The following is a 25,721-nucleotide window of genomic DNA, read 5'->3' on the forward strand; positions in this document are numbered from 1 at the left end:
GGCTATGCGCGCCTTGCCGGCGGCGCCAGGGCCAGCGACCACGGTCCCTTGCCCGGACGCAGGGCATAGGCGACCAGGGTGCCGTCGCCGCTGGAGTCGGCCAGCACGGCCGCCACGCCGTGAGCGGGATCGCCGGACAGGGCGCGCAAGTCGAAGCCTGGCATGGCCAGGCGGCTCCACCTTGGCTGGGCGCCCGTGTCCAGCATGTACAACTGTCCCTCGCCGCAGGCGATGAAGCCATCCTGAAAATTCCCCGTCACCATCTCGATGGCGAACGGAGGCGCCGGCAAGGCCGTCCAGGCGTCGCCGGTGCCGCTGCGCGCCAGTTTCGCTACCCCGTCGTCATGCACCGCCAGCATGCCGTGCTGCCAGTTGCCGGCGACCAGCGTGGCCTTGCCGCTGAATGGCGGGGCGGAGCACGCTTGCCATGCGTTGCTGCCGCCACCGGGCCCGCCGTCCAGCCGGTGCAGGCGGCCATCGGCGGCCAGCAGCAGGTAACCCTCCAGGGGACCGCCCGCCAGGCCGGCGATGCCCGTGCCGGCGGGCGGCGAGGCGACGTCCTTCCAGCGGGCATTCGGCTGGCCCAGCACGGAGAGATAGCGGATGGCTGTGCCATGGGCCGCCGTGACGAAGCCCGCGCCGTCGCCGATCAGGCAGGCAAACGCCGCTACGCCGGGCACGAAGCCGGCCGCTTGCGGCGACTGCACCCATGCGCCTGCCGGCTCGACCTGGCCCAGGCTGCGCACCGCGCCATCGTCGCCCAGCAGCACGATGCCGGTTGCGGGGTTGCCGGCGATGCGGATGTAGTTGCTCATGCGGGTATCCTTGTGAAATGGGTGTCAGCCGGCCGAGGGTTACGCGGCCAGGTTCAGGGCCAGCTTACGTGCAGGGGGCCGGCATCCACGGCTGCCGGATGACAGCCAGGCTCCACGGCAGGCCGCTCAGCAGCTTGTTCAGCAGCACTTGCGGCGCCGGCGCGTCGCTCCTGCCATCGTCCCCGCCGGTGACCAGGTTCAGCCGCTTGAACAGCACCGGCAGGAAGGGATGGACCAGCGCCAGGCCGGCGTTGCTGATGCAGGCGATGTCAGGCGAGTGTACGGCGTCGTTCATGCGTTTATCCCGTTTATTACGCTGTAAACGCCCCGATCGGACGGTTGCGCGCCAGGCTCCAGCCCGTCGTGTGTGTGGCGCCGGGCTGGCCGTTCGCCTGCTGCACGCTGTAGCTCCAGAGGATTTCCGTAAAGTTCAGCTTGAACTGCTCAGTCGGCATGTCGTTGGGATGGGTTTGCAGCTGGATTTCGCTGATCAGGGCGTCGCGCAGGGCGATGGTGATGATGCTGCTCGTCTTGTCGCCCGAGTTGCGGGCGATGTAGAGTTTGGTCGGCTGGGCCGCGCCGCTGCCCAGCGGCTGGGCGCGCAGGCATAGATCGACCAGTTTCACCGAGGTCGCATCGATATATTTGACACAGGTAAATTCGGTGATCACGGGCCGCCCCGACGTGCGGGCCGAGTTGCTGACGTCCGTCGTGACCTGCTGCTTCATGCCCTGATGCAATGACACGAGTTCGATGCAGCGGCCCATGTCCTGCAGCGCGCCGCCATCGCGCCAGGCGCTGTCGATCAGGCTGCCGTCGCTGCTGCCGATGCCGCCGTCCGGCATCTTGCCGAACACGAGTTCCCCGTTGCCGGGTTCGAGCAATATCACATCCATGACGCATTCCTCCGCTTGAGTGTCAGCCGCCGTGCGCGAGGCAGCCCTTGAGCCGATGCGGCCGGGTCCAGCCGGCCTCGCCGGCATGGTCGACAAAACAGATGGTCAGCTGGGCATAGCCTTGCGCGGTGAAGTACACGCTGGCCGTGGCATCCTGGCGCTCGCGCGTGATGAACCACTGCGCGTCGCCTGGCGCCAGGCCCGGGCTGGCTGCGCGGTGCACAAGCAAGTCGGCATTGCCGCGTTGCACGATGGCCACCCGCACGTCGGCTTCGCCCATGTTGTTGGTCTGATAGATACGCGCCACTTTCCTGACCCCAGTTCTCATCGTGCCTGCGACTATACACCGATTAAGTTGCTTAAAGACAAGCAAAAATGGCGGCGTGCACACTTTTTTTGCGCCGCTGCATCCAAATGCGCGCATGGCGGGTAGTACCGGGGTGCGCTCGCTGCAACAGCGGCTTGGGCAGCACGTCCATTTACTCACTTACCGGAGTCACGCTCATGTCCACGCTGCCATCCTTGCCCTTTTCCAGGCTGCTGCTCGCTTCCGCCGTCGCCATCGCCTTGTCCGCCTGCGGCGGCGGCAGCCACGATGCGGTCGTCGTCACGCCAGCGCCGCCCCCCGTCGTCACGGGCGACGTGTTTGTGCTCACGGCCAGCAATCAACTGCTGTCGTTCGACCGCGCCGCACCGGGCACCATCCGCAGCACGGCCGCCGTGACGGGCTTGCAGGCGGGGGAAAACCTGCTGGGCATCGATTTCCGGCCCGCCGATGGCCAGCTCTACGGCGTCGGCAGCACGGGCCGCCTCTACACCTTGAATGGCAGCACGGGCGTGGCCACCGTGAAAGCCAGCCTGGCAGCCGATGCGGCCGACACCACGGCGCCCTACACGGCGCTGGCCGGGACGGAATTTGGCATCGATTTCAATCCCGCCGCCGACCGCCTGCGCATCGTCAGCAACACGGGGCAAAGCCTGCGCATCAATGCCGACACGGGCGCCACCACCACGGATGGCAACATCAATGGCGGAGCAGGCAATACGGCCATCACGGCGGCCGCCTATACCAACAGTTTCGCGGGCACAGCCGGCACCACCTTATTTGTCATCGATGGGGCCAACGCCACCCTGTACACGCAAAATCCGCCGAACAACGGCACCCTGGCCGGCGCCGTGCCGCTCGGCGTGGCGGCCACCAGCGTGGCCGGCTTCGACATCGACGCGCGCACGAATACGGGCTACGCCGTCATGACGGTGGCCGGCGTGCGCAATCTGTACACCCTGAACCTGGCGGCGGCCACGGCGCCGGCGACCCTGGTGGCGGCCATCGGCGTGACGGAAGCGCTGCGCGGCATCGCCTTGACGCCGCCGGCGGCGCCCGTCGCTTACGGCCTGACGGACGATGGCCGCATCGTCACCTTCAAGACGGCCACGCCGAATACCCTCGATGCCAACGTGGCCGTCACGTGCCTGGCGGCGGGCGAGCGCCTGCTGGGCTTTGACATCCGTCCCAAGGATGGTTTGCTGTACGGCATTTCCTCGGCGGCCCGCATTGTCACCATCGATCCGGCCACGGGCGTCGTCACCGTCAAGGCGACGCTTGCCGCCGATGCGGCGGACACGAGCGCGCCGTACACGGCCATCGCCGGCACGGCTTTCGGCGTGGATTTCAACCCCGTCGCCGACCGCCTGCGCGTGATCGGCAACACGGGGCAAAGCCTGCGCATCAATGTCGACACGGGCGCCACCACCACCGATGGCGCCATCAACCGGGCGGGCGCGGCGCCGGCCGTGACGGCGGCTGCCTATACCAACAGCTTTGCGGGCTCGGCGGCGACCATGCTGTTCGATATCGACACGGCCAGCGCCAGTCTCGCCCTGCAGAATCCGCCGAACGACGGCACCCTGGTCAACGTGGGGGTGCCGGGCGCGCTGGGCGTTGCCGTGGCGGGCGACGTGGGCTTCGATATCGCGGGCGGCGCCAACGGTCTGGCGCTGGCGGCCCTGCGCACGGCGCCCGGCGGCCCCAGCTCCCTGTACCGCATCGACCTGGCGACGGGCGCGGCGGTGCCAAGCGGCGGCGCGGCCACGCCGGCCGCCTCCGCCATCGGCAATGGGACGGTGGGCTTGACCGATATCGCCATCGCGCTCAAGTAAGCGGGGCAAGCCCGGCAGGCGCCGCCCGGCGCCTCACGACTTCTGCATTTGCTGCTGGAAGGTGAGCTCGATGAACTCGGCCGGGCGGCTGATGGCGACCAGGACGGTGACCCGCAAGATGCCTTCCAGGATATCGTCGGGCGTCATGGTTTCACCCAGGCCGACGTGTACGCTGAAGGCATCGTCCGGTGTGGCGCCCGCCAGGCCGCCGCGCTTCCAGATGCCGGTCAGGAAGTTAAGGGCCATGCTCTTGATCGTGAGCCAGGTGCTGGCCACGTTAGGCTCGAACACATACGCCTGGATCGCCAGGCGCAGCGACTCTTCGAGCATGATCATGGTGCGGCGCACGTTGATGTAGCGCCAGTCGAGGCTGTTGCCGTCGAGGGTGCGCGCGCCCCACACCAAGGTGCCTTCGCCTTCGAAGCTGCGGATGGCGTTGACCGACTTGCCGCTGCTGCACACGTTGAGGTCTTCCTGGTCTTCGTGCGTGATGTTGACGGCCGGCGCGCTGACGCCAGCCAGGCCGACATTGGCCGGCGCCTTCCACACGCCGCGCGCGTTGTCGATCCGGGTATACACGCCGGCCATCGCGGCGCCTGGCGGCAGCAGATTGAGTTGGCCGTGCATGTCCCGCAGTAGCTGCTGGTACAGGGGACTCACGTCGCGCAGTGCACGATCGATGGCGGCGATGCCGCTGGCCTGGACGTTTTCGGAAGAAGGCGCGATGGCCATTTGCTCGAACAGGGCCGACACTTGCCGCTGACCGCCGGCGTCCAGCGCCTGCAGCAGCACGTCTCGCAGCGCACCCCGCTGGCTGGTGCGGATGTGGGTGAAATTGAGCTCGTCCAGCGCAACGACCGTGGCCTGTACCCACGGATAGTAGGCGGCGCCAAAGTCCAGCGAGTCGCTGCCGATGCCGTCGCGGAAAGCGGTCACGGCCCCATCCGTCAGCGGCGCCGCGCCATGGTGGATGTCGAGGATGGCGAAGCGGTTCCGCCTCTGTTGGCCGCAATGCATGAGCATGTGCCGTTGCAGCGCATGGCAGTCGTCCAGCGCCAGCAGCATGGCGTCGGGGACGGCCAGCAGCGTCGCTTCCTGCTCCCGCAGCAGGGCATCGATGCCGGCGCGCAGTGCGCCGCTGTCCGGCGTGTCATGATAATCGCCCACGGAGACGATATGGCAGGCGCCGCCGCCATTCTGGAAGAAGAGCAGCATGCTGCGATACAGCAGGAACCGGCCGGCGGCCTGGCGCAGCGTGCATGACACGCCTGCCGCGCCGGACGGGCGGTTCGCCTCCAGCATGAATTCGGGCACGGGCGCGCCGCCGAAGCAGGCTTCAAATTCCGCCATCGAGCTGATGCGCCACGGCTGCTTGCGCAGGGAACGGCCGTCGTGGCTGGCGCTGGCGGTGTAGCCGACAAAGGCCGGCACGGCCGTCGCCACTTCGACGACGGAATTGGGAAACGCGTTTTGTGCCACGATAAACACGCCGGGAGTCTTGTAGGGCGCCATGTGCATGCTTTCCTGGTTGGTCAGAGGGAGCGGGGCGGCATGGGGCCACGCATCTGGCTAGTATAGCCATGGATGTCACGGGCATGGGCATTTCTCGCCTTACATTTATTTGATAATTCCAGTAGTATTGAAATATTGAATATTATTCGCGCTTTTTCCTGGACGACTGCCCCATGCTCACCGCCTTCCTGATCTTTCTCGCCACCTTAACCCTCGTCATCTGGCAGCCGCGCGGCCTGGGCATCGGCTGGAGCGCCGTCATCGGCGCCGGCGTCGCCTTGCTGGCCGGCGTGATCCACTGGGGCGACATCCCCGTCGTCTGGCATATCGTGTGGAACGCCACCGGCACCTTTGTTGCCGTGATCATCATCAGCCTGCTGCTCGACGCGGCGGGGTTCTTCGAGTGGGCGGCCCTGCACGTGGCGCGCTGGGGCGGCGGCAGCGGGCGCAAGTTGTTTACCTTGCTGGTCTTGCTGGGCGCGCTGGTGTCCGCCGTGTTCGCCAATGACGGCGCCGCGCTGATCCTGACGCCCATCGTCATCGCCATGCTGCGGGCATTGAAGTTTTCCGCCAGGGCCACCCTGGCTTACGTGATGGCGGCCGGTTTCATTGCGGATACGGCCAGCCTGCCGCTGGTGGTGTCGAATCTGGTCAATATCGTCTCGGCCGACTATTTCAAGATCGGCTTTGCCGAGTACGCGTCCGTGATGGTGCCCGTCAACGTCGTCGCCGTGGCCGCTACCCTGGCGGCCTTGCTGCTCTTTTTCCGTAAGGATATCCCGCGCGACTATGACGTGGCGCAGCTGAAGCGCCCGGGCGCCGCCATCCGCGACCTGGGGACCTTCCGCGCCGGCTGGCTGGTGCTGGCGCTGCTGCTGGTGGGCTTTTTCTCGCAAGAAGCCCTGGGCGTGCCCATCAGCCTGATCGCCGCCGTGGGCGCCGCGCTGCTGCTGGGCGTGGCGGGCAAGGGGCACGTGATTTCCACGCGCCACGTGCTGCGCCATGCGCCGTGGCAGATCGTCGTCTTTTCGCTGGGCATGTATCTGGTCGTGTACGGCTTGCGCAATGCGGGCCTGACGGCTTACCTGACGGGCATGCTCAATCACTGTGCGCAATACGGCGTGTGGGGCGCGGCCATGGGCACGGGCGTGCTGACGGCCTTGCTGTCGTCCGTGATGAATAACCTGCCGACGGTGCTGGTGGGCGCGCTGGCCATCGACCCGACGACGGCGCAGGGCGCCGTGCGCGAAGCGATGATTTACGCCAACGTCATCGGCAGCGACCTGGGCCCGAAGATCACGCCCATCGGCAGCCTGGCCACCTTGCTGTGGCTGCACGTGCTCGACAGCAAGAACATCCACATTTCCTGGGGCTACTATTTCCGCGTCGGCATCGTGCTGACCGTGCCCGTGCTGCTGGTGACCCTGGCGGCGCTGGCGCTGCGCCTGTCCTGAGTTCCGTGTATGGTGGTGGCTGTGAGCAACTTTATACTGGGATGCAATGAAATTACTGCTCGTCGGCGCCACCGGCCTCGTGGGCCGCGAAGTGCTGCGCCTGGCGTTGAGTGACGCGCGCGTCAGCCAGGTCGTCGCCCCCGTGCGCAAGCCCTTGCCCGCGCATCCCAAGCTCGATGCTCCGCTCGTCGATTTCGACCGCTTGCCGCCCGACGCACCGTGGTGGCAGGTGGACGCCGTCATCTGCACCCTGGGCACGACCATGAAGCTGGCCGGTACGCGGCAGTTGTTCCGGCGCGTCGACCACGACTATCCGCTGGCCGTGGCGCGCCTGGCGCTGGCGGCCGGCACGCGCACGTATGCGCTCAATTCCGCGGCCGGCGCCAATGCCGGCTCGCGCATCTTCTACAACCGCGTCAAGGGCGAGCTGGAGCGCGATCTGGAAGCGCTGGGTTTTAGATCGCTCACCTACGTGCGGCCGGGCCTGATCGGCGGCGAGCGCGACGAGGCGCGCGCGGGCGAGGGCGCCGCCTTGCGCCTGCTGCGCGTGCTCGGTCCCGTCCTGCCGCGCCGCTGGCGCATCAATCCCGCGCCGCGTATCGCCGCCGCCCTGCTGGAAGCGGCGCTGGCCGCCGCGCCGGGCGTGCACGTCGTCGCTTCGGAAGATCTGGCCTGAACGCGCACCCCGTATAATCGGCGTTCATGTTCTTTTGAGTACATAAAATGCAAACAGTACGTCCTTACCGGGCCGGCGACCGCGACGCCTGCCTCGCTCTTTTCGACGGCAACACGCCGCGCTTTTTCGACCCGTCCGAGCGCGCGGACTTTGCCGCCTGGCTCGATACCTCGACGCATCCGTATCTGGTCATTCTGCGCGACGGCCGCATCGTCGCCTGCGGCGGCCACGCCATCGAGGCGGACGGCTCAACCGCCAGCCTGTGCTGGGGCATGGTGGCGCAGGATCTGCACGGCCAGGGGCTGGGCCGCGCGCTGACGCAGGCGCGCCTGGGTGCCATCGGCGCCACGCCGGGAGTCGCCAAGGTGAGCATGAACACCAGCCAGCACACGCAGGGCTTCTATGCGGGCTACGGCTTCGTGCCCGTCAAGGTGACGCCCGATGGCTTCGGACCTGGCATCGACCAGTGGGATATGGTTTTGCAATTGCCGGCGCGCGGCGCGCACCGATGAGCGCCGCCAGACACGGAGGCGCCATGGCTGATGACCGCCACCCGCCAGCGCCGCTCGTCATCATCGCCAGCAACGGCACCGGCGGCGACATGCAACCGTTTATCGCGCTGGCGCAGGGCTTGCGGCAACGGGGGCGGCGCGTGCTGCTGCTGGTGCCAGCCTGGCAGGAAGCGGCGGCGCTGGCCTCAGGGCTGCCGTATCGCACCTTCGGCAGTGCGGCGGAGGGCCAGGTCATGCTGGGCGACCCGGGCCTGTGGGATGAGCGCAAAGGCTGGGGCGTGGTGTGGCGCGGCCTCGTGCCGCACCTGGGCGCCGTGCGCGACGTGGTGCAAGGCTTGCCGGACGGTGAAGAGTGCGTGGTGCTGTGCCATCCTTTCCTCGTGCCGATGGCCGCCCTGGCGCGCTCGGCACGCCCGGACCTGCGCATCGTCGCGGCCTACCTGGCGCCATCGAACCTGTGCAGCAGCCATGATTTCCTGGCGGCCGGCTCGCTGCGCATTCCCGCGTGGGTGCCGCTCGCCTGGCGCCAGGCCCTGTGGCGGCTGATCCACCGCGGCATGGTCGACCCGGTGCTGCTGCCCGGCCTGAACGGCGCGCGCGCGCAGTACGGTCTGCCGCCCGAAGCGCATTTTTTCGCGCACATGCTGGCCGCGCCGGATGCCTCGCTGGGGCTGTTTTCCGCCTGGTTCGCCGCCCCGCAGGCGGACTGGCCGCCGCACTTCGTGCAAGCCGGTTTCCCCTGCGCCGCCCCGCATGGCGCTGCGGCGCTGCCGCCGGAGCTGGAACGCTTTATGGGCGAGGGCGAGCCGCCCATCGTCTTTACGCCCGGTACCGGTCACCAGCACGCGCAGCGCTATTTCAGCATCGCCCTGGACGTGTTGCGGCGGCTGGGACGGCGCGGCCTGTTCCTCACGTCCCATGCGGCGCAGGTGCCGCAGCACTTGCCCCCCAGCGTCATGTGGCAGGCGTACGTGCCGTTTGCGGCGCTGCTGCCGCGCGTGGCGGCCGTGGTGCACCATGGCGGCATCGGCACCAGCGCGGACGCCTTTCGCGCGGGCATCCCGCAACTGATCGTGCCGTTCGCGTACGACCAGTTCGACAACGGCTGGAGGATCAAGCGGCTCGGCGTGGGGGATGTCTTGCTGGCCAGGCGTTTGTCGGCCGGGCGCATGCGGCGGCAACTGGCGCGCCTGCTGGCCGCGCCCGCCGTCCAACTGGCGTGCGGCGAGGTGGCCCGCCGGATGGGGCAGGGGCCGCAGCCAGCGCACTTGCTCGATCAGGTCGAAGCGACGCTGGCCGCCTGGACTGCCTAGGGCGTATCGTCGAGGGCGATGACGCGGTCGTTCGCGCCAGGAATACAGCCGTCGGCGACCGGTTCCCAGCCCCGGTGCACGACCACCTGTTTGCCGTCGTGGCAGATTTCCACGCGCTCGCTGGCGGGCAGGCGCTGGCGCGCGAACGCTTCCAGGCTGGCCGGCAGGCTTACTGCCAGCCGCATCGTGCCGATGGCTTCGGGCGGATGGTCGTCCATGTGCACGAGGGGCACGAAGATGGAGCCGAGCATCAGCCAGCGGGCGCCCACGTCCACGGGAGCGGGGTTGTAAGGCGCGGCGCGCAGCCAATCCTGGGCGCGTGCGCGCAAGTCGCTGCCTGCGGGCAGCTCTCCCCAGGCGGCGGCCAGCATTTCCACCACCCACTGGTTGCAGTTCTGGTATTTCAAATTGAAGGCGTACGCGTTGGCGCTGTAGCGGCCCGCCAGCAGCTCTTGCACGCGCACGGGGTCGAGCAGGGCGCGGCGCAGGGGCGGCACGGTTTCGGCCGGCAGTTTCACGAGCGAGATGTAGCCGAGCGCAGGGTTGGCCGTGCCCATGGCGAAACCGGCCGTGCCCTGGTCGAAGATGCGCGGGCGGCCTTCGTCGCAGGCGTAGTACAGCTGGCGGGCGGACCAGCCGCTGTCGTTGTCGTGGCGCCAGGCCAGCGCCGCATGCGAATAGCGGATGCCGAAGCGGGCCAGGTCCAGGCCGGAGCGGCTGATCAGGGCCACGCTGCCTTCGCTGGCGGCCAGTTCCTCGCGCACGACGGCGGCAAAGCGCAGCAGCCGGTCCTGTTCCGTCGCCGTGAGTTCCTGCGCGCGGTCGCAAAAGCGCGACGAGGCGAGCGACGTGCCTGCCTGGACGGCGCCGGCGCTGAAGATGGCGCAAACGCCCAGCAGCAGTGCCGGGCGGTGCAGGAGAAAACGGATCAAAGGCTGACGGGACGCGTGGCCAGTTCGCCGTACCAGTCGTCGGCCAGCACGAGGAAGAAGGCGGCGCGCGTGTCGTTGCGCGAGAATTCGATGCCGTAGGCGCGGTTTTGCGCATGCACCACGTCGCCCTGCGCCAGCTGCTGCTTGTCGAGCGCCGCTTGCGGCAAGTCCAGCACCAGCGGCGTGGCCGTGGCGTTGGCCTGCATGGTCAAGCGCGTCATGCCGTCGCGGCCCGGCACGGCGGCCACGTCGATGATGCGGTAGGGGCCATTGGCCACCTTGTTGTCGCGCGAGGAGCTGTTGCTCGAACCGTTGAGCGAATCGGAAATGCTGCCGCTCGACTGGGAGCCGGCGCTGGAGGCCGAGGAAACGAAGCTGTCGGCGTTGGCGTTGCACGCCATGGTCAGAGCTGCGGCCAGGCCGAGCATGCGTAAGGAGGTAGTCAAGGCAGTTTTCCAGTGCACATCAATGAAAGCGGACCGGGTCCATCCCGGCCTGCGCCATCATAGCAGATCGGCCATCAGCTGAGGAGCACCTCGATCAGGCCCTTCGCTTCGGCCGACGGCTGTGTGCGCAGCGCCTGCAGCACGGGATCGTGTTCCAGGTAGGCTTGCAGCGGCGCGCTGACGGTGATGCCGGCCTGCGGCAGCGGCGAAGGAACCGGCGCCAGCGCCTTGGCCAGCAGCAGCGTGTCGCGCAAGCCTTCGGGCGGCAGCATGATGGTCGAGCCGGGCAAGGCATTGACGGCGTCGGCCACCTGCTGCGGCACGCCCAGCTGGCGCATCAGTCCCCGGCCGATCACTTCCAGCGCGGACGCCATCTGCGTTTCGAGCTGGGCGTACAGGCCCGGGGTCTTGTCGGCCTGGGCCAGCAAATAGAAGCCGGCCACTTCATGCACGATGCCGGCGAACAGCGCCGTGTCGGCATCCGTGTGCGTGACGGCGCCTGCCAGCGCGTGCGCCAGCACCGCCACGTGCACCGTGTGCGCCCACAGCTGGGTGGCATGGGCGCGCAGGGCTTCGTCGCGGATGCCCGCGTTCAGCTGGCGGATGACGGCCGCCGTCGCCAGCGCATACAGGTTGCGGTGGCCCAGCCGTTCGACGGCGGCGCGCACGCTGGTGATGGCGGGCGCCTGGCCGGGCGCGAACAGGGCCGAATTGGCCAGCGCCACGGCGCGCGCCGACAAGGTCGGTTCGCACAGCAGCAGCCGGCTGATGTCGGCCGAATGGCAATCCGGGTTGGCCAGTTCCTTTTGCAGGAGCAGGGCCGTGTTGATACTGGTGGGAAAGGCCAGGGTTTCCGTTTCGGCGCTGGCCAAGAGTTGTGCCAGGCTGCTGAGCGTGTTGACGTGCATGGAGTGGGGAGCGAGAAGTAGCAATGCCTCATATTATCAGGCAATCCGGTCCGCATGGCGTCCGCCAGCCTTTCTGTCATCGGCCGTGCACGGTATATGCATCTGCCCAGCGGGTAAGCGCTGGTGGAGTTGCGCCGTGAATCAGCGCGAGCCAGCACTGTCAGGCTTGTCACGGCCGCCAGCTGGCTGGAACACGTGACGGCTGACGGTGACCCCGGTGGTCAGGGCCGTTCGCCGTGCGCCAATATCTCCAGGAAAGCCGCCACCAGGCGGCTTTTTTCATCGGCCCGCGTGACGGCCACCACGGTGGTGCTTGTGGCGATGTCGTCCACGGGCAGGAAAACGACGTCGGTGCGGTTGTTTTCCGCGATCGAACGGGCCACCAGGGTGGCGCCCAATCCCGCTGCCACCAGCGACAGGGCCGTGTAGATTTCCACGGCGGAATACGCCACGGCCGGCTCGGCGCCCGCCGCCTTCAGCGCGGCGACGATCTGCTGGCCGAACGGGCTGATCGGGTCTTTCGGATACAGGATGAAGGGGATGTCCGCCAGCTCGGCGGCGCGCAGCGACGTGCGTCCCGCCAGCCGGTGGTGCAGGGGCAGGGCGGCCACCAGCGGGTCGTCCAGGGTCACCGCGTGGCGCAGGTCGGGCGGCGCCTCGCAGGGACCGATGAAGCGCGACAGGCCGATATCGATGCGCCCCTGGCGCAGCTGCGCCGGCTGGTATTCGGACAGGGCCTCGACCAGGTCCAGCTGCACCTGCGGATAGGCGGCGCGAAATTGGCGGATGGCCCGCGGCAGCACGGAAAACGTAGCCGAGCGGGTAAACGCGATGCCCAGCCAGCCGTGGCTGCCCGTCGCCAGGCCCTTGGCCTCGTCGTCCAGGCGCACCGCCTGCAGCAACAGTTCCTTGGCGCGCGGATAGAAAAACCGGCCCAGCGGCGTCGGCTCCATCGGGCGGCGCGAACGGTCGAACAGCTCGCCGCCCAGGTGGGCTTCCAGCTGCCCCAGCTGCATGCTGATGGCCGTCGGCGCCACGTGCAGGCGCTCGGCGGCGTGCGCGGCGCTGCCCGCTTCCACCACCTCGCAAAAATATCGCAACTGTCTTAAGTTCATTTTTATTGATCCAAGAGTCAATAATCGATGTTTGATATTGAAAACACTTTATATGAAACTGGACTCCACGACAACAAGACGAGGAGACGTTTCATGGAAGGCAGTGTATTCACGCAGGCGCGCGGCCTGAGCAGCGCGGAGATATCGGACGCGCTCGATTATTTCGGCGTGCCCGGCAGCGTGCCCGGCATCGTCCCGGTGGCCGGGCCGCAGCGTCTGTTCGGTCCCGCCTTCACCGTGCGTTTCGCGCCTGTCGACAGCCAGTCCCCCGGCACGGTGGGCGATTACCTCGACGATATTCCGGCGGGCGCCATCGCCGTGCTCGATAACGCCGGCCGCGCCGATTGCACGGTCTGGGGCGGCATCATGAGCCAGCTGGCGGCGCAGCGGGGCGTGGCCGGCACCGTCATCGGCGGCGTGTGCCGCGACACGGCCGAAGCGGACGCCGCCGGCTACTCCCTGTTTGCGCTGGGGCGCTTCATGCGCACCGGCAAGGACCGGGTGCAGGTGGACGCCGTCGGTGCGCCCGTCAGCCTGGCCGGCGTGCGCGTGGCACCAGGCGACATCGTCGTGGCCGACCAGGATGGCGTCGTGATCGTGCCGGCGGCGAGGGCGCGCGCCGTATTCGGGCGCGCTCTGGCCATGCAGGCGGTCGAGCGCGCCATCGTCGCCGCCGCGCTGGACGGCATGTCCCTGCGCGACGCGCGGCGCCAGTTCGGCTACCACACCCTGCAGCGCAAGCCTGCGACCGCCTGATTCCCCCTTTATTTACCTCTCAGAAAGCACATCATGGACCAGATTGTTTCCATTGCGACCCTGCACGCCCTGCGCCAGCTGGGCGCGGCCACCATCTATGAAGCGCAGGGCGCGAAAGGTGCGCTCGACAGCGGCATCAGGCCGATTGCGCCCGGCATGCGTCTGGCCGGCCCCGCACTGACCGTCGATACGCGCCCGGCCGACAACCTCATGCTGCACTACGCCATGCTCAAGGCCCGGCCCGGCGACGTGCTGGTGGTCGACGCCAAGGGTTTCCTGGAAGCGGGCGTATGGGGCGACGTGTTCACCGAGCAGGCACAGCGCATCGGCCTGGCTGGCCTGGTGATCCACGGCGCCGTGCGCGATGCGGCCGCGATGACCGAGGCGGGCTTTCCCGTCTTTAGCCGCGGCCTGTCGATCAAGGGCACGGGCAAGCACCAGCCGGGGCGCCTCAACGTGACCGTCACCATCGGCGACGTCGGCATCGATCCCGGCGACATCATCGTTGGCGACCAGGATGGCGTGGTGGTGGTGCGGCGCCACGAGGTGGACGCGGTGCTGCTGAAAAGCCGCCAGCGCGAAGAGAAGGAAGCGCAATTCCGCCAGCGGATCCGAGACGGCGCCACGACCGTCGACCTGCTGGGGCTGGAAGAGACCTTGCGCCGGCTGGAACTGCACTGACCCGTGCCCGTCACTCAAAAAAAACCAGGAGACACCCCATGCATACCACCATTAACGCCGCGCCCGACGCGGTTCCGGCGGCACGCCGTCCCACGCGCTACCGCTGGGTCGTCGCGGCCCTGTTTTTCATCGTCTACACGATTGCCGCCGCCGACCGCGCCAACCTGGGCGTGGTCTTGCCGTTCTTGCGCAAGGAGTTCGAAATGAGCAATACCGACGCGGGCGGCCTCGTCAGCCTTTTCCTCGTCGCCTATGCGCTGGCGCAACTGCCTTCCGCGTGGCTGCTGTCGAAGTTCGGCGTGCGCAAGGTGTTTACCATTTCCATGGTGCTCACGTCGGTTGCCACGGGCCTGACGGGGCTCGTGGGTTCCTTGCTGTCACTGAAACTGTGCCGCATCGGCCTGGGCCTGGCCGAAGGACCGTTGCCGATTGGCGTGACCACCACCATCAATCACTGGTTTCCCTCGCGTGAAAAGGGGACGGCGTCGGGCTTGTTCCTGTCCGCCGTCAAGTTCGGCCCCGTCATCACGCCCATCCTGGGCGCGGCCATCATCGCCGCCTGGGGTTGGCGCGAGGTATTCATCTGGTTTTCCGTGCCCGGCGTGATCCTGGCGATCTTCTGGTATTTCCTGGTGAGCAACAAGCCAGCCAAAAGCCGTTTCGTCAACGCCGAAGAACTGGCCGTCATTGAGGAAAAGGCGCCGGACGGCACCAGCACCGGCGCGGCGGCCACGTCGCGGCCCATGCCCTGGCTCGACAGGCTGATCCGCGTGCGCGTGGTACCGACGGTCAGCACCAGCCGTGGCGTGTTTGCATCGTGGAATATCCTCGGCTGCGCGCTCGGCTACTGCTGCCAGCTGGGCATCTCCAGCGTGCTGCTGGCCTGGATTCCCACGTATTTGCTGACGGTAAAACAATTTTCCATCATGAACATGGGCATGGTGGCGGCCGCGCCGTGGGTGGGCGCCGTCTTCGGCAATATCCTCGGCGGCTTGCTGGCCGACCGCGTGCTCGACAAGCGCCGCAAACCGGGCATGCTGATTTCCGCCCTGTCGACGGCCGTCATGATGTATTTGCTGATCCATGCGCCGGCCGACCCGCTGCAATACGGCGCGCTGCTGTTCCTCACGGGCATGCTGCTGAGCATCGGTTTTTCCGCCTACATGGTGTATCCGATGCAGTTCGTGTCGAAGGAAAAGTTTCCCGTCGCCAATGCCGTCGTGAATATGGGCGGCCAGCTGGGCGGCGCGGCCACGCCGTGGATCGTCGGCATGCTGTTAGATCATTACGGCTGGGACTATGTGTTCGGCTTCATGGCGGCCATTTCCTGCCTGACCTTCCTGGTGGTGCTGACCATTGCCGAACCGCTCAAGCTGCGGCCTTCAGGGCAGCAGCAGTGAATGCTGGCTGGCCGTGTGGAAATCGCGCCACACGCGGTTGATGGTGCTGTCTTCGCGGGCCGCGTACAGGCCGCAATACGGGTACAGGCCGTCGACGGCCGCGCGGCAGATTGCCACCAAATCCAGCGAACTGGCCTGCACGGCTTGCATGGCGCCGGCGTCGAGCGCCGCGCCGCCCGCCACCGTTGTCCAGCTGGCGTCGAGCACGGCATAGAAGCGGGTACGGGCGGCGATCAAGGCGTCTTTCCTGCCTTGCAGCATGGAAATCACTCCCGGCACCTCCAGCAGCGGCAGGCCGGCGCGCGCATGGCGGCGGTGGCGCATGCATTCTTCGGCCAATTCCATGAAATGTGCGGCCATGCCGGCCACGTTGGCGGCCAGCGTCACGTAGGCCAGCGAATAGAAGGGGTAGCGGTACAGGGGACCGTCGGCCGTCGCGGTATCGGGACTGATGGTAAAACCGTGTTCCTTGCCGACCCATGCGCCGTCGATGCGGTAGCTGTGCGAGGCGCTGGCGCGCATGCCGAGGCTGTTCCACGACGGCACCAGCTGCACCAGCGCGGCGGGCACGAGGAAGGCGCGGATGCGGGGATGGCCGTTCGCATCGAGCAGGGGCTGGCCATCGCGCCGCAGCCGGGCGTTCAGGGTGAAGTGCGTGGCCATCGGCGCGCCGCTGGCGTAGTCCCAGCTGCCCGTGATGCGGTAGCCGTCGCCTTCTTCCTCCGCATGACCGGTGGCCGCGCCGCTGCCGCCCAGACAGACGCGGGGCGTGCCGATGATGGCGCGCGCCAGTTCCGGCGCCAGAAAGCCCGCGAACCAGCCGGCGCCCGCGCACAGGGTCAGCACCCAGCCCATGCTGCCGTCGGCGGCGGCCACGGCTTCTTCCAGGCGCACCACTTGCGGCAAGGGCAGTTCCGCGCCGCCTGCGCTGCGCGGCGCCAGCATCGTCAGCCAGCCGCGCTGGTGCAGCAAGGCTTGCTGGGCCGGATGCAGAAAGCGGGCGGTATCGGCCGCCTGGGCGTGACGGGCGATGCGCCGGGCGTCGCGCTCGGAAAGGGTAGCAATGGCAGCGTGCGGCATGGGCGGTATCCGGCAATGGCAAAGGCGGGCATTTTCGCACAGCGCGGCGGGCCGGGGATAGTCCGCGCCTGTTGCGGCGCCAGTCCGGCGCCTGTAAGCTGCAGGAAAGGGGGAAACATGTGCAAAATCGTCAATGCGGGGAGCGCGGCGGCATTGCTGCTGTGCCTGGCCGCTTGCGCCAGCGTGCCGCCACCGCCGCCGGTCGTCATGGTGGGCAAGGAAGACATCATCGTGGCGGGCCAGCGCGTCCACACGGTGCAAGAGATGCTGGCCGTCCTGGCCGAGAAGAACATTGCCAGCGTTGCCTTGCGGACGGAGCCGGACGTGCCCTATGAACGCATCGGCGGGGCGATCTATTCCATCTTTCGCGCCGGCAGACAAGTGACGGAAGTGGACCGCTCCAAGGCGCCGTGAGCCCGCATGCCGCCGTTTTGCCGCACCATGGCGCGGACCCGTGCCAGCCACCAGGAGCCTCGCCATGAGCACATCGGCTGCGACGCAAACGAACCGCTGGCAGGATGTCAGCGCCGGCCTGTCGATCGCCGGCCTGCTGTTGCCGGAAGCGGTGGCATATGCCAGCATCGGCAACCTGGCGCCGCAGGCGGGCATCCTGGCCCTGTTCGCGGGCCTGCTGTGCTATGGCGTGCTGGGCACGAGCCGCTTTGCCATCGTTTCGGCCACGTCGTCGTCGGCCGCCGTGCTGGCCGCGGCCATGGCGTCCATGCCGGGCGGCACGGCGGGGCACCGGCTCATGCTGATGGCGGGGCTGGTGATGCTGACGGGAGGATTTTTCCTGCTGGCCTGGGTAGCCAGGCTGGGCAGCGTCACGCAATTCATCGCCAAGCCCGTGTTGCGGGGCTTTTCCTTCGGTCTTGCCATCGTCATCATCGTCAAACAGCTGCCCGGCGTGCTGGGCGTGCAGCCGCCGCAGGGCGACGTGCTGCATCTCGTGCCCGGCTTGCTGGCGCGGGCAGGGCAGTGGAACGGGCGCGGCGCGGCCCTGTGCGCGGCGGCGCTGCTGTTGCTGTTCCTGCTGCGGCGCGCGCAGCGCTGGCCCGCCGGCCTGATCATCATCGCGCTGGGCATCGGCGCTGGCCGCTGGCTGGATCTGCCCGGCCACGGCGTGGCCCTGGTGGGCGCCATCGATGTCAGCCTGGCCATGCCCGTCCTGCCGCGCCTGACGCAGGAGGAATGGACGCGCCTGGCCGAGCTGGCGTTTGCGCTGGCGCTGATCCTCTATGCGGAATCGTATGGCGCCATCCGCAGTTTTGCCTTGAAGCATGGCGACCCCGTGGCGCCCGAGCGCGACTTGCTGGCGCTGGGCGCGGCCAACGTGCTGGCGGGATTGCTGCAAGCCATGCCGGTGGGCGCCGGCTATTCGGCCACGTCGGCCAACGAGGCGGCCGGCGCCACCTCGCGCCTGGCGGGGCTGGTGGCCGCCGCCGTGGTGGGCGTCATCGTGCTGACCCTGCTGCCGCTGGTGGCGTTTACGCCCGTGCCCGTGCTGGCCGCCGTGGTCATCCACGCCGTCAGCCATACCCTGAACCCTGTTTCCTTGCAGCGATACTTTACCTGGCGCCGCGACCGCCTGCTGGTGCTGGCGGCGATTGCCGGCGTGCTGCTGTTCGGCGTGCTCGACGGCCTGCTGGTGGCCATCGCCATCAGCCTGCTGCTGATGCTGCGCCGCCTGTCGCGCCCGGGCATGTCCGTGCTGGGGCGGCTGGGCGACAGCCACGACTACGTCAAGCTGGCGCTGCATCGCGATGCCCGGGCGCAGCCGGAGCTGCTGATACTGCGCCTCGATGAACCCTTGTTCTTTGTCAATGCCGAGCGCAGCCTGCACCTGGCGCGTGCCATGCTGGAGGAGCGGGCCGGTCCGCTGCGCAAGGTGATCCTCAGCCTGGAAGAGTCGCCCGACCTCGATGGCAGCAGCGTCGAAGCCTTGCGCGACTTTGCCGCGTTCGTGCGGCAGCAGGGGCTGTCCCTGGCCCTGGCGCGTCTGAAGGAGCCGGCGCACGCGGTGCTGCAGCTGGCGCTGGGCGACATGCTGGCCGTCCAGGCGGGGCCGGCGCTGCTGCTCAGCGAATTGAGCGTGGCCGAGGCCGTGCGCCTGCTGGACGCAGCCGCGCCTGAAAAGTAGCGGCGATTATGCTACGCTGGCGGCCAGGCGAGGCATCTCGGGAGACGGCATGACAAGGGCGAAACCGCAACTGCTCAAGGCAAGGCTGAACAAGCTGCTGCCGACGCAAATCACGGTCGGCATGGCCGAGGTGGCGTTCAAGCGCGCGCACTGGGCCGGCCTGGGCAGGAAGGCGCGGGCGGCGGCGCTGGCAGATCACTGGTTTCCCGGCATCATCGGCCCGGAAGGACGCCACTACATCGTCGATCACCACCATTTCGGCCTGGCGCTGCACCAGGAAGGCGTGAAAAGCGTCAGTTTGATGATCCTCAAGGATCTGTCCTGGCTGGAACCCTTGCACTTCTGGCACGTGATGGACCACCACCAGTGGGTGCACCCCTACGACAGCGAAGGCTTGCGCCGCGATTTTTCCGCCATCCCCCGGCACCTGAGCGGCTTGCACGATGATCCCTACCGCAGCCTGGCCGGCGAATTGCGCAACGCCGGCGGCTACGCCAAGGATGTGACGCCCTTCAGCGAATTTTTGTGGGCCGATTTCCTGCGCAGCCGTATCGCGCTGGCCATCCTGCAAAAGAGTTTTTCCAAAGCACTGGCGCAAGCGATGAAACTGGCGCGCAGCCAGCAGGCGCGCTATCTGCCCGGCTGGAGCGGCGTCCTGCCGCCCGCTTGACGGCGTCTACAGCAGGAAGGCGCTGGCGGCCGCCAGTATGCCGGCCGCCGCGGCGCCGACGGAACCCCACAGCAGCCAGCGGCGCCGCGTCAGCACGGTGATGGCGGCCAGCGCCACGGCGATCTGGATGAGGCTCAGTGCCAGGGCCAGACGATGGTGCGGGCGCAGCTTGGCGTCCGATTCCTCGCCCAGCTTGCGTGATTGCTCTTCCAGCTTGCGCGCGCTGGCTTGCACTTGCAGCTTGGCCTTGTCTTCCTTCGCTTGTTCGGCCAGGAAGCGGGCCTTGACTTCGGGCGCGGTGGCCAACGCCGCCGTTGCCTCGGCGATATGCCCCTTGGTCGATTTCGCCTGGTACAAGGCCCACTGGTCGCTCGCCTGCGCCTGCAGCAGGATGCTCTCGTTCTTCAGAAACATCGCCTCGTTCTGGGCGTTGCCGCTTTGATAATTGACCATCGCGCCTATCGTGGCGAGGATGGCCGTCATCAGCGCGATTTTTTGCGTCAAGCCATCGCGATCCTTTTCCGCAGCCTCTTCGACGGCGTGTTCATAAGGATTGGGCACTTCGTATTCGTCTTCCATGCTATATCTTTCGCGTAGCGGGGTGGGAAATGGCGCGATGATACCTGATCGGGCCGCAGCCTTCAGCGTGCCCGGCCGATCAGGCCCATCCCACCCCGCCCGATGCGCGACGCGGGCGCGAAAGAGGTCGTTCAAAAAGAGGTGGAAGGCCGCAGTGTTCGCCGTGCGCGCTGATGCAGCACACCATCATGGCGATGCACGGCAAGTCTGAAAAGACGTGAGCCGTGCACCGCGGCGCGGGATTCAGGCGCTTTTTGCCAGTCCTTCCGCTTCCCAGGCAGCCTTGACGCTGTCGCGCTGGGACACCCGGCCCAGGAAGGCTTGCAGATTTGCCAGCGCGGACAAGTCCACGCCCACGTTCGGCGCCCAGCCCGTGATGACGAACAGGTAGGCGTCGGCCACCGTGAACGTGTCGCCCGTCAGATAGGACCGGCCTTCCAGGCGGCTGTCCACCCACTTGAATTTCTTGCCCAGTTGCTCGATGAACAAGGCCTTGGTGGCGGCGTCGAAGCGGGGGTCGAACAGGGGACTGAATGACTTGTGCAGCTCGGACGTGATGTAGTTCTGCCATTCCAGCACCTTGTAGCGGGCAAAGTTGCCTACCGGCGGCAATAAATCCTGCCTGCCGGCCCGTTCGGCGACGTACTGGGCGATGACGGGGCCTTCGCTCAAGGTCGTCCCATCGTCGAGCGCCAGCAGCGGCACCTGGCCTTTCGGGTTGAGTTCATAGTAATTGCCGCCTTCCTGCGTGCGGTGCTGGCCCAGGTCGACCTTGACCAGGGTGAACGGTGTGCCCGTTTCGCGCAGGATGATGTGCGGTGCCTGCGAGCAGGCGCCCGGCGAGTAAAAGAGTTTCATGGCGATCCTTGAACAGGTGGGAAAGCAGCCACTATAATCCTGTGCTGCCGCACGGTAAACGCGTGTTCGCGTGGTGACTGGTCACCTTGGTAAACGATTGCGCTGGCTCAAAGCCCGGGGATGGCGCAAGTGCTGGATTCATCCTGATGAAGATCACTGCCTGGCGGCCGCCGAACTGGCGCACGCGCTTTGGCATTGTCATTCCTGCCATTTGGTCGGATCTCCGCAAAGCCGGGAAGATTCGCTTTTTCTCCATCGCATGATGAAAACTTTTCTTTACTCCATTCTTGCTTTTGTCATTGCAAGCATCATCGCCTGGAGCGGTCTGTTCATATGGCGCGCCATATTGCTCAAGCTGAAGCAAGGTGACAGCTATTGGGACCGCGCACCGTATGCAGCCGATATTTTCTTCGCATGCTGGCTATGCTTTGCCTTCGGGGCCGCGATAGTGGCAGCCATGCTGAGCCGACGCCATGAGCAAAGGCTGGCCGGCACGCAAGGGGGCGAACGGCGTTGAGTGACTGGCGTGGCCACGCCGGCGCCGGCCTTGCTGCTGGTGCCGACTTGTCAGGCACGCCCGCCGAGGCTGCCTCCGCCATCCACCGCCAAGACTTGACCTGTCACGTAACTGGCTTGCTCCGATAGCAGGAAGCCGGCGGCAGCGGCAATCTCATCTGGATGTCCCAGTCGCCGCATTGGTATCGTGGCAAGAACCTGGCGTTCCATTTCGCTGCCGACGGGGCGCGTCTTGCGGAACAGTGCTGTTTCCACAGGGCCTGGGGCGATCGCATTGACCGTTACGCCGTGCTGGGCCAACTCCAGCGCCCAGGTTCTCGTGCAGCCGACCAGCGCGCTTTTGGCGGCGGAATAGGCGGTGCGGTCCACGCTGCCGTAGACTGCGCGGCTGCAGATATTCACGATGCGGCCATAGCGGCGCTGCTTCATCGCATCGACGAACTGCTGTGTCACCTGGATGGCGGTGCGCACGTTCAGGTCGAAGACGCTCTGCAAGGTGGCAAAGTCGATTTGACCCAGCGGCTGGGGCGAGGCAATGCCCGCATTGTTGACGATGCCATCGATATCAAACTGTTTTTCCAGCGCCTTGAGCACTTCCGCCGTCTGCGCCAGATCGGCCAGATCGCAGGCCACCAAGGTGCCCGGAAAGTCCACGCCTGCAGTGTGCCGGGCGATGCCGATCACCCGATGGCCTTGCTGATGCAGCAGGGTGCTGATGGCATGACCGATGCCGCGTGTCGCGCCGGTGACGAGGAAAGTACGAGGTTGCATGGGAGAGGATGTCCTTTGGCCTGAAAATGCACACCTGCGAAGGCTACACTTTTTCGCAAATTCACGTCGCCGCAGCGGCTGACCACTCGCGCAGCAATTGCCCGAACGCTTCGGCGGCCGCCGTGCTGCCGGCGGCGCGCCAGAGCAATTGGAACTGCGCGGCGGGCAGGGCGGGCAAGCCATGCTGGCCATCGATGACCACCATGCCCGGCTCCAGGTCGCCTTGCGGCAGGGCCGTGATGGCCAGGCCCGCCAGCACGGCCGCGCGCAAGCCTTGCTGGCTGGGCGAGGTGAACGCCACGCGCCAGTCGATTCCGGCGCCATCGAGGGCGTCGACGCCCACTTGCCGGTGCATGCAGGGCGCCGGTGAAAACGCCAGCGGCAGGGGCAGCGCGCCGTCATGGCGGAAATCGTGCGCCGCCGCCCAGACGAAGCGCGTGCGGCGCAGCACGGCCGTCTCATCGCCGTTATCGGCCAGGGCCATGACGACGGCCAGGTCCAGCGCATCGGCGGCGATGAGGTTCTGCAAGTCAAGATAAGTGCCGACCGTCACGTCGAGGCGCACGGCGGGAAACAGGTGCGCGAACTGCGCCAGCAGGGCAGGCAGGCGCGCGCCCATGAAATTTTCCGGCACGCCAAAGCGCACGGCGCCCGCGATCGAGGAACGCTGAAAGCGCCGCGACAGCGCATCCTGGGCCGCCAGGATCTGGCGCGCGTGGCGCAGAAAATCCTCGCCGTCTTCCGTCAGGCGCAGGCTGCGTGTCGTGCGCTGCAGCAGCGCCGTGCCCGCCTGCTCTTCCAGGCGGCGGATCTGGTGGCTGACGGCGGACTGGCTCAGGTGCAGCCGTTCGGCGGCGCGCGTAAAGCCGCCCGTGTCCGCTACGGCAACCAGGGCGCGCAGCAGGGCGGTATCGAAGTCCATGGGGTTCCCGCGATTCATGATGAAAATGAATGAATTGTACAAAATTTTATCATTTCCCTCATGAGTCGAGGCTTTCTAGAATGGCGGCTCGCGGTGCGCCGTCCCACGCGCCCCTCCATGACTACCGACATCAAGGCTTCGATGCTACCAACTACTTCGCAACACAATACCCTGACCCTGGCCGCCGTGTGCCTGGCCTCGCTCATGTTCGGGCTGGAAATTTCCAGCGTACCCGTCATCCTGCCCACCCTGGAAACGCTGCTGCATGGCGACTTCAAGGATTTGCAGTGGATCATGAACGCCTACACGCTGGCCTGCACCACGGTGCTGATGGCCACAGGCACCCTGGCCGACCGCTATGGCCGCAAGCGTTTGCTGCTGGCCAGCCTGGCCCTGTTCGGCGCCAGTTCGCTGGTCTGCGGCTGGGCCGGCAGCACGGGCGTGCTGATCGCCGGCCGTGCACTGCAGGGCGCGGCCGGCGGCGCCATGCTGATTTGCCAGGTGGCCGTGCTGTCGCGGCAGTTCCCGGCCGGCGCCGCGCGGGGCAGGGCATTTGGCGCCTGGGGCATCGTGTTTGGACTTGGCCTGGGCTTCGGACCCATCATCGGCGCGGCCATCGTCGCACTGTCCAGTTGGCAATGGGTATTCCTCGTGCACGGGCCGCTGGCCGTCGTCGCACTGCTGCTGGCGGGCCTGGGCGTGACGGAATCGCGCGACCCGCAGCGGCGCAAGCTGGACGTGGCGGGCATCGCCACCCTGTCGCTGGCCGTGTTCAGTCTGGCCTGGTGCATCACGCAGGGGCCGGCCCTGGGCTTTTCCGACCCGCGCACCGTGGGCAGCCTGGCCGTGGCGCTGCTCAGCCTGATGCTGTTTGCCGCCATCGAACGGCGCCAGCTTGAGCCGATGGTCGATTTTGCCGTCTTCCGCATCCGCCGCTTCTCGGGCGCCTTGCTCGGCTCGGCCGGCATGAACTGCAGTTTCTGGCCGTTCATGATCTATCTGCCCCTGTACGTGCGGCATGGCCTCGGCTACAGCAGCGTGGGCACGGGTCTGACCCTGCTGGCCTACACCTTGCCCACCTTGCTCATGCCGCCGCTGGCCGAGCGGCTGGCGCTGCGCTACCGCGCCGATGCGGTCATTCCCGCCGGCATGCTGGCCATCGGCGCGGGTTTCCTGCTGATGCTGTGGGGCAGCCATGCGGACGCCGCCAGCTGGCTGACCATCCTGCCCGGCTGCCTGCTGGCCGGCACGGGACTGGGCCTGACGAATACGCCCGTCACGAATACGACGACGGGCGCCGTGCCGGGCGAACGGGCCGGCATGGCGTCGAGCATCGACATCAGCGCGCGCATGGTCAGCCTGTCCATCAATATCGCGCTGATGGGTTTTATCCTCGTCGGCGCCATCCAGTCCGCCTTGCGGCCCCATCTGCCTGGCGGACTGGACGCGGCCGCCTTGCGCGCCATGGCCGAGGATTTGTCGGCAGGCAAGGGCGCCGGCGCGTTGCCGGCCGGCGTGGCCCAGCTTGCGCTGGCACAGGGCTTTGGCGCCGTGATGCTGTACGGCGGCGTGGCCGCCTGCCTGTTCGCCGCGGCCAGCTGGCTGGTGTTCGGCGCCGGGAGGGTGGGTGCGCCAAGGGCGGGAAGGCTATAATCGGGGCACGTTGACAAGTGTTGCTCAACGTCATTACGAGGCTGCCCATGCATAAACTGATTTCCGAACTCACCCGCCTGTATCTGTTCGAGGAGCAGCAGCACTACATCGATGCGCAGGGCGGCGTCCAGCCGATGACGCCGGCCGTGCTGGCGCGCCACCTGTCGGGCGAGCAGACGGTGGCGGTGCGCCTGGTGAGCGGACACGGCCTGGCGCGCGCGCTGGTGCTGGAGTTTGGCGGCAAGGGCGGCGGCGAGGCGCACTGGAGCGCGCTGTGCACGATCGCCAATGCCGTGCAGCACGAGCTGGACTTGCCGGCGCCTGCCGTCAGCATCTCGGGCACGGCGTTCCAGCTGTGGCTGTCCCTGGCCACGCCCGTGCCCGTCGCCCAGGCGCGCCAGTTCGTGCAGCTGCTGCGCTCGACCTTTTTGCCCGCCTCGACGGACATCCTCGCCGTCGCGCCGCCAGACTACGTGGAACAGGCGGCGCTGCCGCCATGCCTGCAGCCCTCGGGCAAATGGGCTGCCTTCATCCACCCCAGCATGGGCGCCGCCTTCGTCGACGAGCCGGGCCTGGACATGCCGCCGCCGCCCGCCGCCCAGCTGGGTTTCCTGGAAAGCTTGCGCAGCATCAACCCGGGACAATTCGCGCAGGCGCTGGCCAAGCTGCAGGGGCATGCGGGGCTGGCTGAGGCCGCGCCTGCTCCCGTCGCCGCTCCATTGCCAGCGGAAACGTCCGCCATGGCGCCGGGTTTGCTGTTGCAGGACGCTACCCTGGAAGACATCGTGCGCTGGCTGCATGCGCGCCATATCGAGCCGACGTTCCGGCACCGGCTGCCCTGATCGTTTGGCTGGCTGCCGGCAGCCTTGAAGAATTGTTGCGGAAGTGCAACTAGCGAAATAAATCCCCCGCTTGTGATATTTGGAGATTGCCTTTTTGGCATGCTGGCAGGAATA

General features: G+C 67.2%; 28 protein-coding genes. 14 read left to right on the forward strand and 14 right to left on the reverse strand.

What is annotated here, in order from left to right; genetic code table 11:
- Window positions 1-2 precede the first annotated feature (2 nt).
- From ACQ4WQ_RS09205 to ACQ4WQ_RS09220, 4 genes are all read right to left on the reverse strand, one after another.
- Complete coding sequence (locus ACQ4WQ_RS09205; RefSeq protein WP_436496380.1) at window positions 3-815, reverse strand: hypothetical protein; 813 nt, start codon at window positions 813-815, stop codon at window positions 3-5.
- A 64-nt stretch (window positions 816-879) separates the two neighbouring features.
- Window positions 880-1,110 (reverse strand): contractile injection system tape measure protein, encoded by a 231-nt coding sequence (locus tag ACQ4WQ_RS09210; RefSeq protein WP_436496382.1) that lies wholly within the window; start codon window positions 1,108-1,110, stop codon window positions 880-882.
- A gap of 16 nt (window positions 1,111-1,126) precedes the next feature.
- Window positions 1,127-1,711, reverse strand: a complete 585-nt coding sequence (locus ACQ4WQ_RS09215; RefSeq protein WP_436496384.1) for an Hcp family type VI secretion system effector — start codon at window positions 1,709-1,711, stop codon at window positions 1,127-1,129.
- Window positions 1,712-1,733: 22 nt separating this feature from the next.
- Window positions 1,734-2,018 carry a 7(1) septoil knot domain-containing protein gene (locus ACQ4WQ_RS09220; protein ID WP_326458654.1) on the reverse strand — a complete coding sequence of 95 codons (285 nt, stop codon included), beginning with the start codon at window positions 2,016-2,018 and terminating at the stop codon, window positions 1,734-1,736.
- 197 nt (window positions 2,019-2,215) lie between these two features.
- Between ACQ4WQ_RS09220 and ACQ4WQ_RS09225 the strand changes: the two genes are divergently transcribed.
- Window positions 2,216-3,871 (forward strand): DUF4394 domain-containing protein, encoded by a 1,656-nt coding sequence (locus tag ACQ4WQ_RS09225; RefSeq protein ID WP_436496386.1) that lies wholly within the window; start codon window positions 2,216-2,218, stop codon window positions 3,869-3,871.
- Window positions 3,872-3,904: 33 nt separating this feature from the next.
- On the opposite strand, the gene ACQ4WQ_RS09230 is transcribed toward ACQ4WQ_RS09225, so the two are convergent.
- On the reverse strand, window positions 3,905-5,389 hold the full coding sequence (locus ACQ4WQ_RS09230) for a phage tail sheath family protein (RefSeq protein WP_436496388.1): 1,485 nt from the start codon (window positions 5,387-5,389) through the stop codon (window positions 3,905-3,907).
- 167 nt (window positions 5,390-5,556) lie between these two features.
- Here ACQ4WQ_RS09230 and ACQ4WQ_RS09235 point away from each other — a divergent pair, with 167 nt between their 5' ends.
- Genes ACQ4WQ_RS09235 through ACQ4WQ_RS09250 form a run of 4 tightly spaced genes read left to right on the forward strand, consistent with a single transcriptional unit; the run spans window position 5,557 to window position 9,338 of the window.
- Window positions 5,557-6,837, forward strand: coding sequence for an arsenic transporter (locus ACQ4WQ_RS09235; protein ID WP_436496390.1), 1,281 nt, complete (start codon window positions 5,557-5,559; stop codon window positions 6,835-6,837).
- A gap of 46 nt (window positions 6,838-6,883) precedes the next feature.
- Entirely contained in the window at window positions 6,884-7,513 is a 630-nt protein-coding gene (locus tag ACQ4WQ_RS09240) for a Rossmann-fold NAD(P)-binding domain-containing protein (RefSeq protein ID WP_436496392.1), read from the forward strand.
- A gap of 47 nt (window positions 7,514-7,560) precedes the next feature.
- Window positions 7,561-8,025 carry a GNAT family N-acetyltransferase gene (locus ACQ4WQ_RS09245; RefSeq protein ID WP_436496394.1) on the forward strand — a complete coding sequence of 155 codons (465 nt, stop codon included), beginning with the start codon at window positions 7,561-7,563 and terminating at the stop codon, window positions 8,023-8,025.
- Window positions 8,026-8,048: 23 nt separating this feature from the next.
- Window positions 8,049-9,338 carry a glycosyltransferase gene (locus ACQ4WQ_RS09250; protein ID WP_436496396.1) on the forward strand — a complete coding sequence of 430 codons (1,290 nt, stop codon included), beginning with the start codon at window positions 8,049-8,051 and terminating at the stop codon, window positions 9,336-9,338.
- On the opposite strand, the gene ACQ4WQ_RS09255 is transcribed toward ACQ4WQ_RS09250, so the two are convergent.
- The 4 genes from ACQ4WQ_RS09255 to ACQ4WQ_RS09270 form a co-directional block, all read right to left on the reverse strand.
- Entirely contained in the window at window positions 9,335-10,270 is a 936-nt protein-coding gene (locus tag ACQ4WQ_RS09255; protein ID WP_436496398.1) for a DUF2145 domain-containing protein, read from the reverse strand. The genes ACQ4WQ_RS09250 and ACQ4WQ_RS09255 overlap by 4 nt on opposite strands.
- A complete protein-coding gene (locus ACQ4WQ_RS09260) occupies window positions 10,267-10,698 on the reverse strand; it encodes a hypothetical protein (RefSeq protein WP_436497379.1) in 432 nt (143 codons plus the stop codon). The genes ACQ4WQ_RS09255 and ACQ4WQ_RS09260 overlap by 4 nt, the downstream gene beginning before the upstream one ends.
- A gap of 92 nt (window positions 10,699-10,790) precedes the next feature.
- Window positions 10,791-11,624 carry an HDOD domain-containing protein gene (locus ACQ4WQ_RS09265; RefSeq protein ID WP_436496400.1) on the reverse strand — a complete coding sequence of 278 codons (834 nt, stop codon included), beginning with the start codon at window positions 11,622-11,624 and terminating at the stop codon, window positions 10,791-10,793.
- Between the two features lie 221 nt (window positions 11,625-11,845).
- Window positions 11,846-12,739: a LysR family transcriptional regulator gene (locus tag ACQ4WQ_RS09270; protein ID WP_436496402.1), complete on the reverse strand. Its 894-nt coding sequence runs from the start codon at window positions 12,737-12,739 to the stop codon at window positions 11,846-11,848.
- A gap of 93 nt (window positions 12,740-12,832) precedes the next feature.
- Between ACQ4WQ_RS09270 and ACQ4WQ_RS09275 the strand changes: the two genes are divergently transcribed.
- Genes ACQ4WQ_RS09275 through ACQ4WQ_RS09285 form a run of 3 tightly spaced genes read left to right on the forward strand, consistent with a single transcriptional unit; the run spans window position 12,833 to window position 15,576 of the window.
- The gene (locus ACQ4WQ_RS09275) at window positions 12,833-13,495 is read left to right on the forward strand and encodes an RraA family protein (RefSeq protein WP_436496404.1); all 663 of its coding nucleotides are present in this window, start codon (window positions 12,833-12,835) and stop codon (window positions 13,493-13,495) included.
- Between the two features lie 33 nt (window positions 13,496-13,528).
- Window positions 13,529-14,176, forward strand: a complete 648-nt coding sequence (locus ACQ4WQ_RS09280; protein ID WP_436496406.1) for a 4-carboxy-4-hydroxy-2-oxoadipate aldolase/oxaloacetate decarboxylase — start codon at window positions 13,529-13,531, stop codon at window positions 14,174-14,176.
- A 38-nt stretch (window positions 14,177-14,214) separates the two neighbouring features.
- The gene (locus ACQ4WQ_RS09285; RefSeq protein WP_436496408.1) at window positions 14,215-15,576 is read left to right on the forward strand and encodes an MFS transporter; all 1,362 of its coding nucleotides are present in this window, start codon (window positions 14,215-14,217) and stop codon (window positions 15,574-15,576) included.
- Here ACQ4WQ_RS09285 and ACQ4WQ_RS09290 read toward each other — a convergent pair.
- On the reverse strand, window positions 15,559-16,656 hold the full coding sequence (locus tag ACQ4WQ_RS09290) for an acyl-CoA dehydrogenase family protein (protein WP_436496410.1): 1,098 nt from the start codon (window positions 16,654-16,656) through the stop codon (window positions 15,559-15,561). The two genes, ACQ4WQ_RS09285 and ACQ4WQ_RS09290, sit on opposite strands and share 18 nt — an antisense overlap.
- 117 nt (window positions 16,657-16,773) lie before the next feature.
- Between ACQ4WQ_RS09290 and ACQ4WQ_RS09295 the strand changes: the two genes are divergently transcribed.
- The 3 genes from ACQ4WQ_RS09295 (at window position 16,774) to ACQ4WQ_RS09305 (ending at window position 19,466) form a co-directional block, all read left to right on the forward strand.
- Window positions 16,774-17,070, forward strand: coding sequence for a hypothetical protein (locus ACQ4WQ_RS09295; protein WP_436496412.1), 297 nt, complete (start codon window positions 16,774-16,776; stop codon window positions 17,068-17,070).
- Between the two features lie 64 nt (window positions 17,071-17,134).
- Window positions 17,135-18,796, forward strand: a complete 1,662-nt coding sequence (locus ACQ4WQ_RS09300; RefSeq protein WP_436496414.1) for a SulP family inorganic anion transporter — start codon at window positions 17,135-17,137, stop codon at window positions 18,794-18,796.
- 49 nt (window positions 18,797-18,845) lie between these two features.
- Entirely contained in the window at window positions 18,846-19,466 is a 621-nt protein-coding gene (locus ACQ4WQ_RS09305) for a ParB-like protein (RefSeq protein ID WP_436496416.1), read from the forward strand.
- Window positions 19,467-19,472: 6 nt separating this feature from the next.
- Here the strand turns inward: ACQ4WQ_RS09305 and ACQ4WQ_RS09310 are convergent, their stop codons facing one another.
- On the reverse strand, window positions 19,473-20,045 hold the full coding sequence (locus ACQ4WQ_RS09310) for a DUF4337 domain-containing protein (RefSeq protein WP_326458671.1): 573 nt from the start codon (window positions 20,043-20,045) through the stop codon (window positions 19,473-19,475).
- Window positions 20,046-20,288: 243 nt separating this feature from the next.
- The gene (gene gstA, locus ACQ4WQ_RS09315) at window positions 20,289-20,903 is read right to left on the reverse strand and encodes a glutathione transferase GstA (protein ID WP_436496418.1); all 615 of its coding nucleotides are present in this window, start codon (window positions 20,901-20,903) and stop codon (window positions 20,289-20,291) included.
- Window positions 20,904-21,000: 97 nt separating this feature from the next.
- Between gstA and ACQ4WQ_RS09320 the strand changes: the two genes are divergently transcribed.
- Window positions 21,001-21,420, forward strand: coding sequence for a hypothetical protein (locus ACQ4WQ_RS09320; protein WP_436496420.1), 420 nt, complete (start codon window positions 21,001-21,003; stop codon window positions 21,418-21,420).
- 50 nt (window positions 21,421-21,470) lie between these two features.
- Here ACQ4WQ_RS09320 and ACQ4WQ_RS09325 read toward each other — a convergent pair whose 3' ends face one another.
- Window positions 21,471-22,190 carry an SDR family oxidoreductase gene (locus ACQ4WQ_RS09325; RefSeq protein ID WP_436496422.1) on the reverse strand — a complete coding sequence of 240 codons (720 nt, stop codon included), beginning with the start codon at window positions 22,188-22,190 and terminating at the stop codon, window positions 21,471-21,473.
- Between the two features lie 61 nt (window positions 22,191-22,251).
- Complete coding sequence (locus ACQ4WQ_RS09330) at window positions 22,252-23,112, reverse strand: LysR substrate-binding domain-containing protein (protein WP_436496424.1); 861 nt, start codon at window positions 23,110-23,112, stop codon at window positions 22,252-22,254.
- Between the two features lie 117 nt (window positions 23,113-23,229).
- Between ACQ4WQ_RS09330 and ACQ4WQ_RS09335 the strand changes: the two genes are divergently transcribed.
- Window positions 23,230-24,765, forward strand: a complete 1,536-nt coding sequence (locus ACQ4WQ_RS09335; protein ID WP_436496426.1) for an MFS transporter — start codon at window positions 23,230-23,232, stop codon at window positions 24,763-24,765.
- 47 nt (window positions 24,766-24,812) lie between these two features.
- The gene (locus ACQ4WQ_RS09340) at window positions 24,813-25,607 is read left to right on the forward strand and encodes a TOTE conflict system archaeo-eukaryotic primase domain-containing protein (RefSeq protein WP_436496428.1); all 795 of its coding nucleotides are present in this window, start codon (window positions 24,813-24,815) and stop codon (window positions 25,605-25,607) included.
- Window positions 25,608-25,721 lie beyond the last annotated feature (114 nt).

This window comes from Janthinobacterium goodfellowi, from assembly GCF_051380695.1.
GTDB lineage: Bacteria > Pseudomonadota > Gammaproteobacteria > Burkholderiales > Burkholderiaceae_D > Janthinobacterium.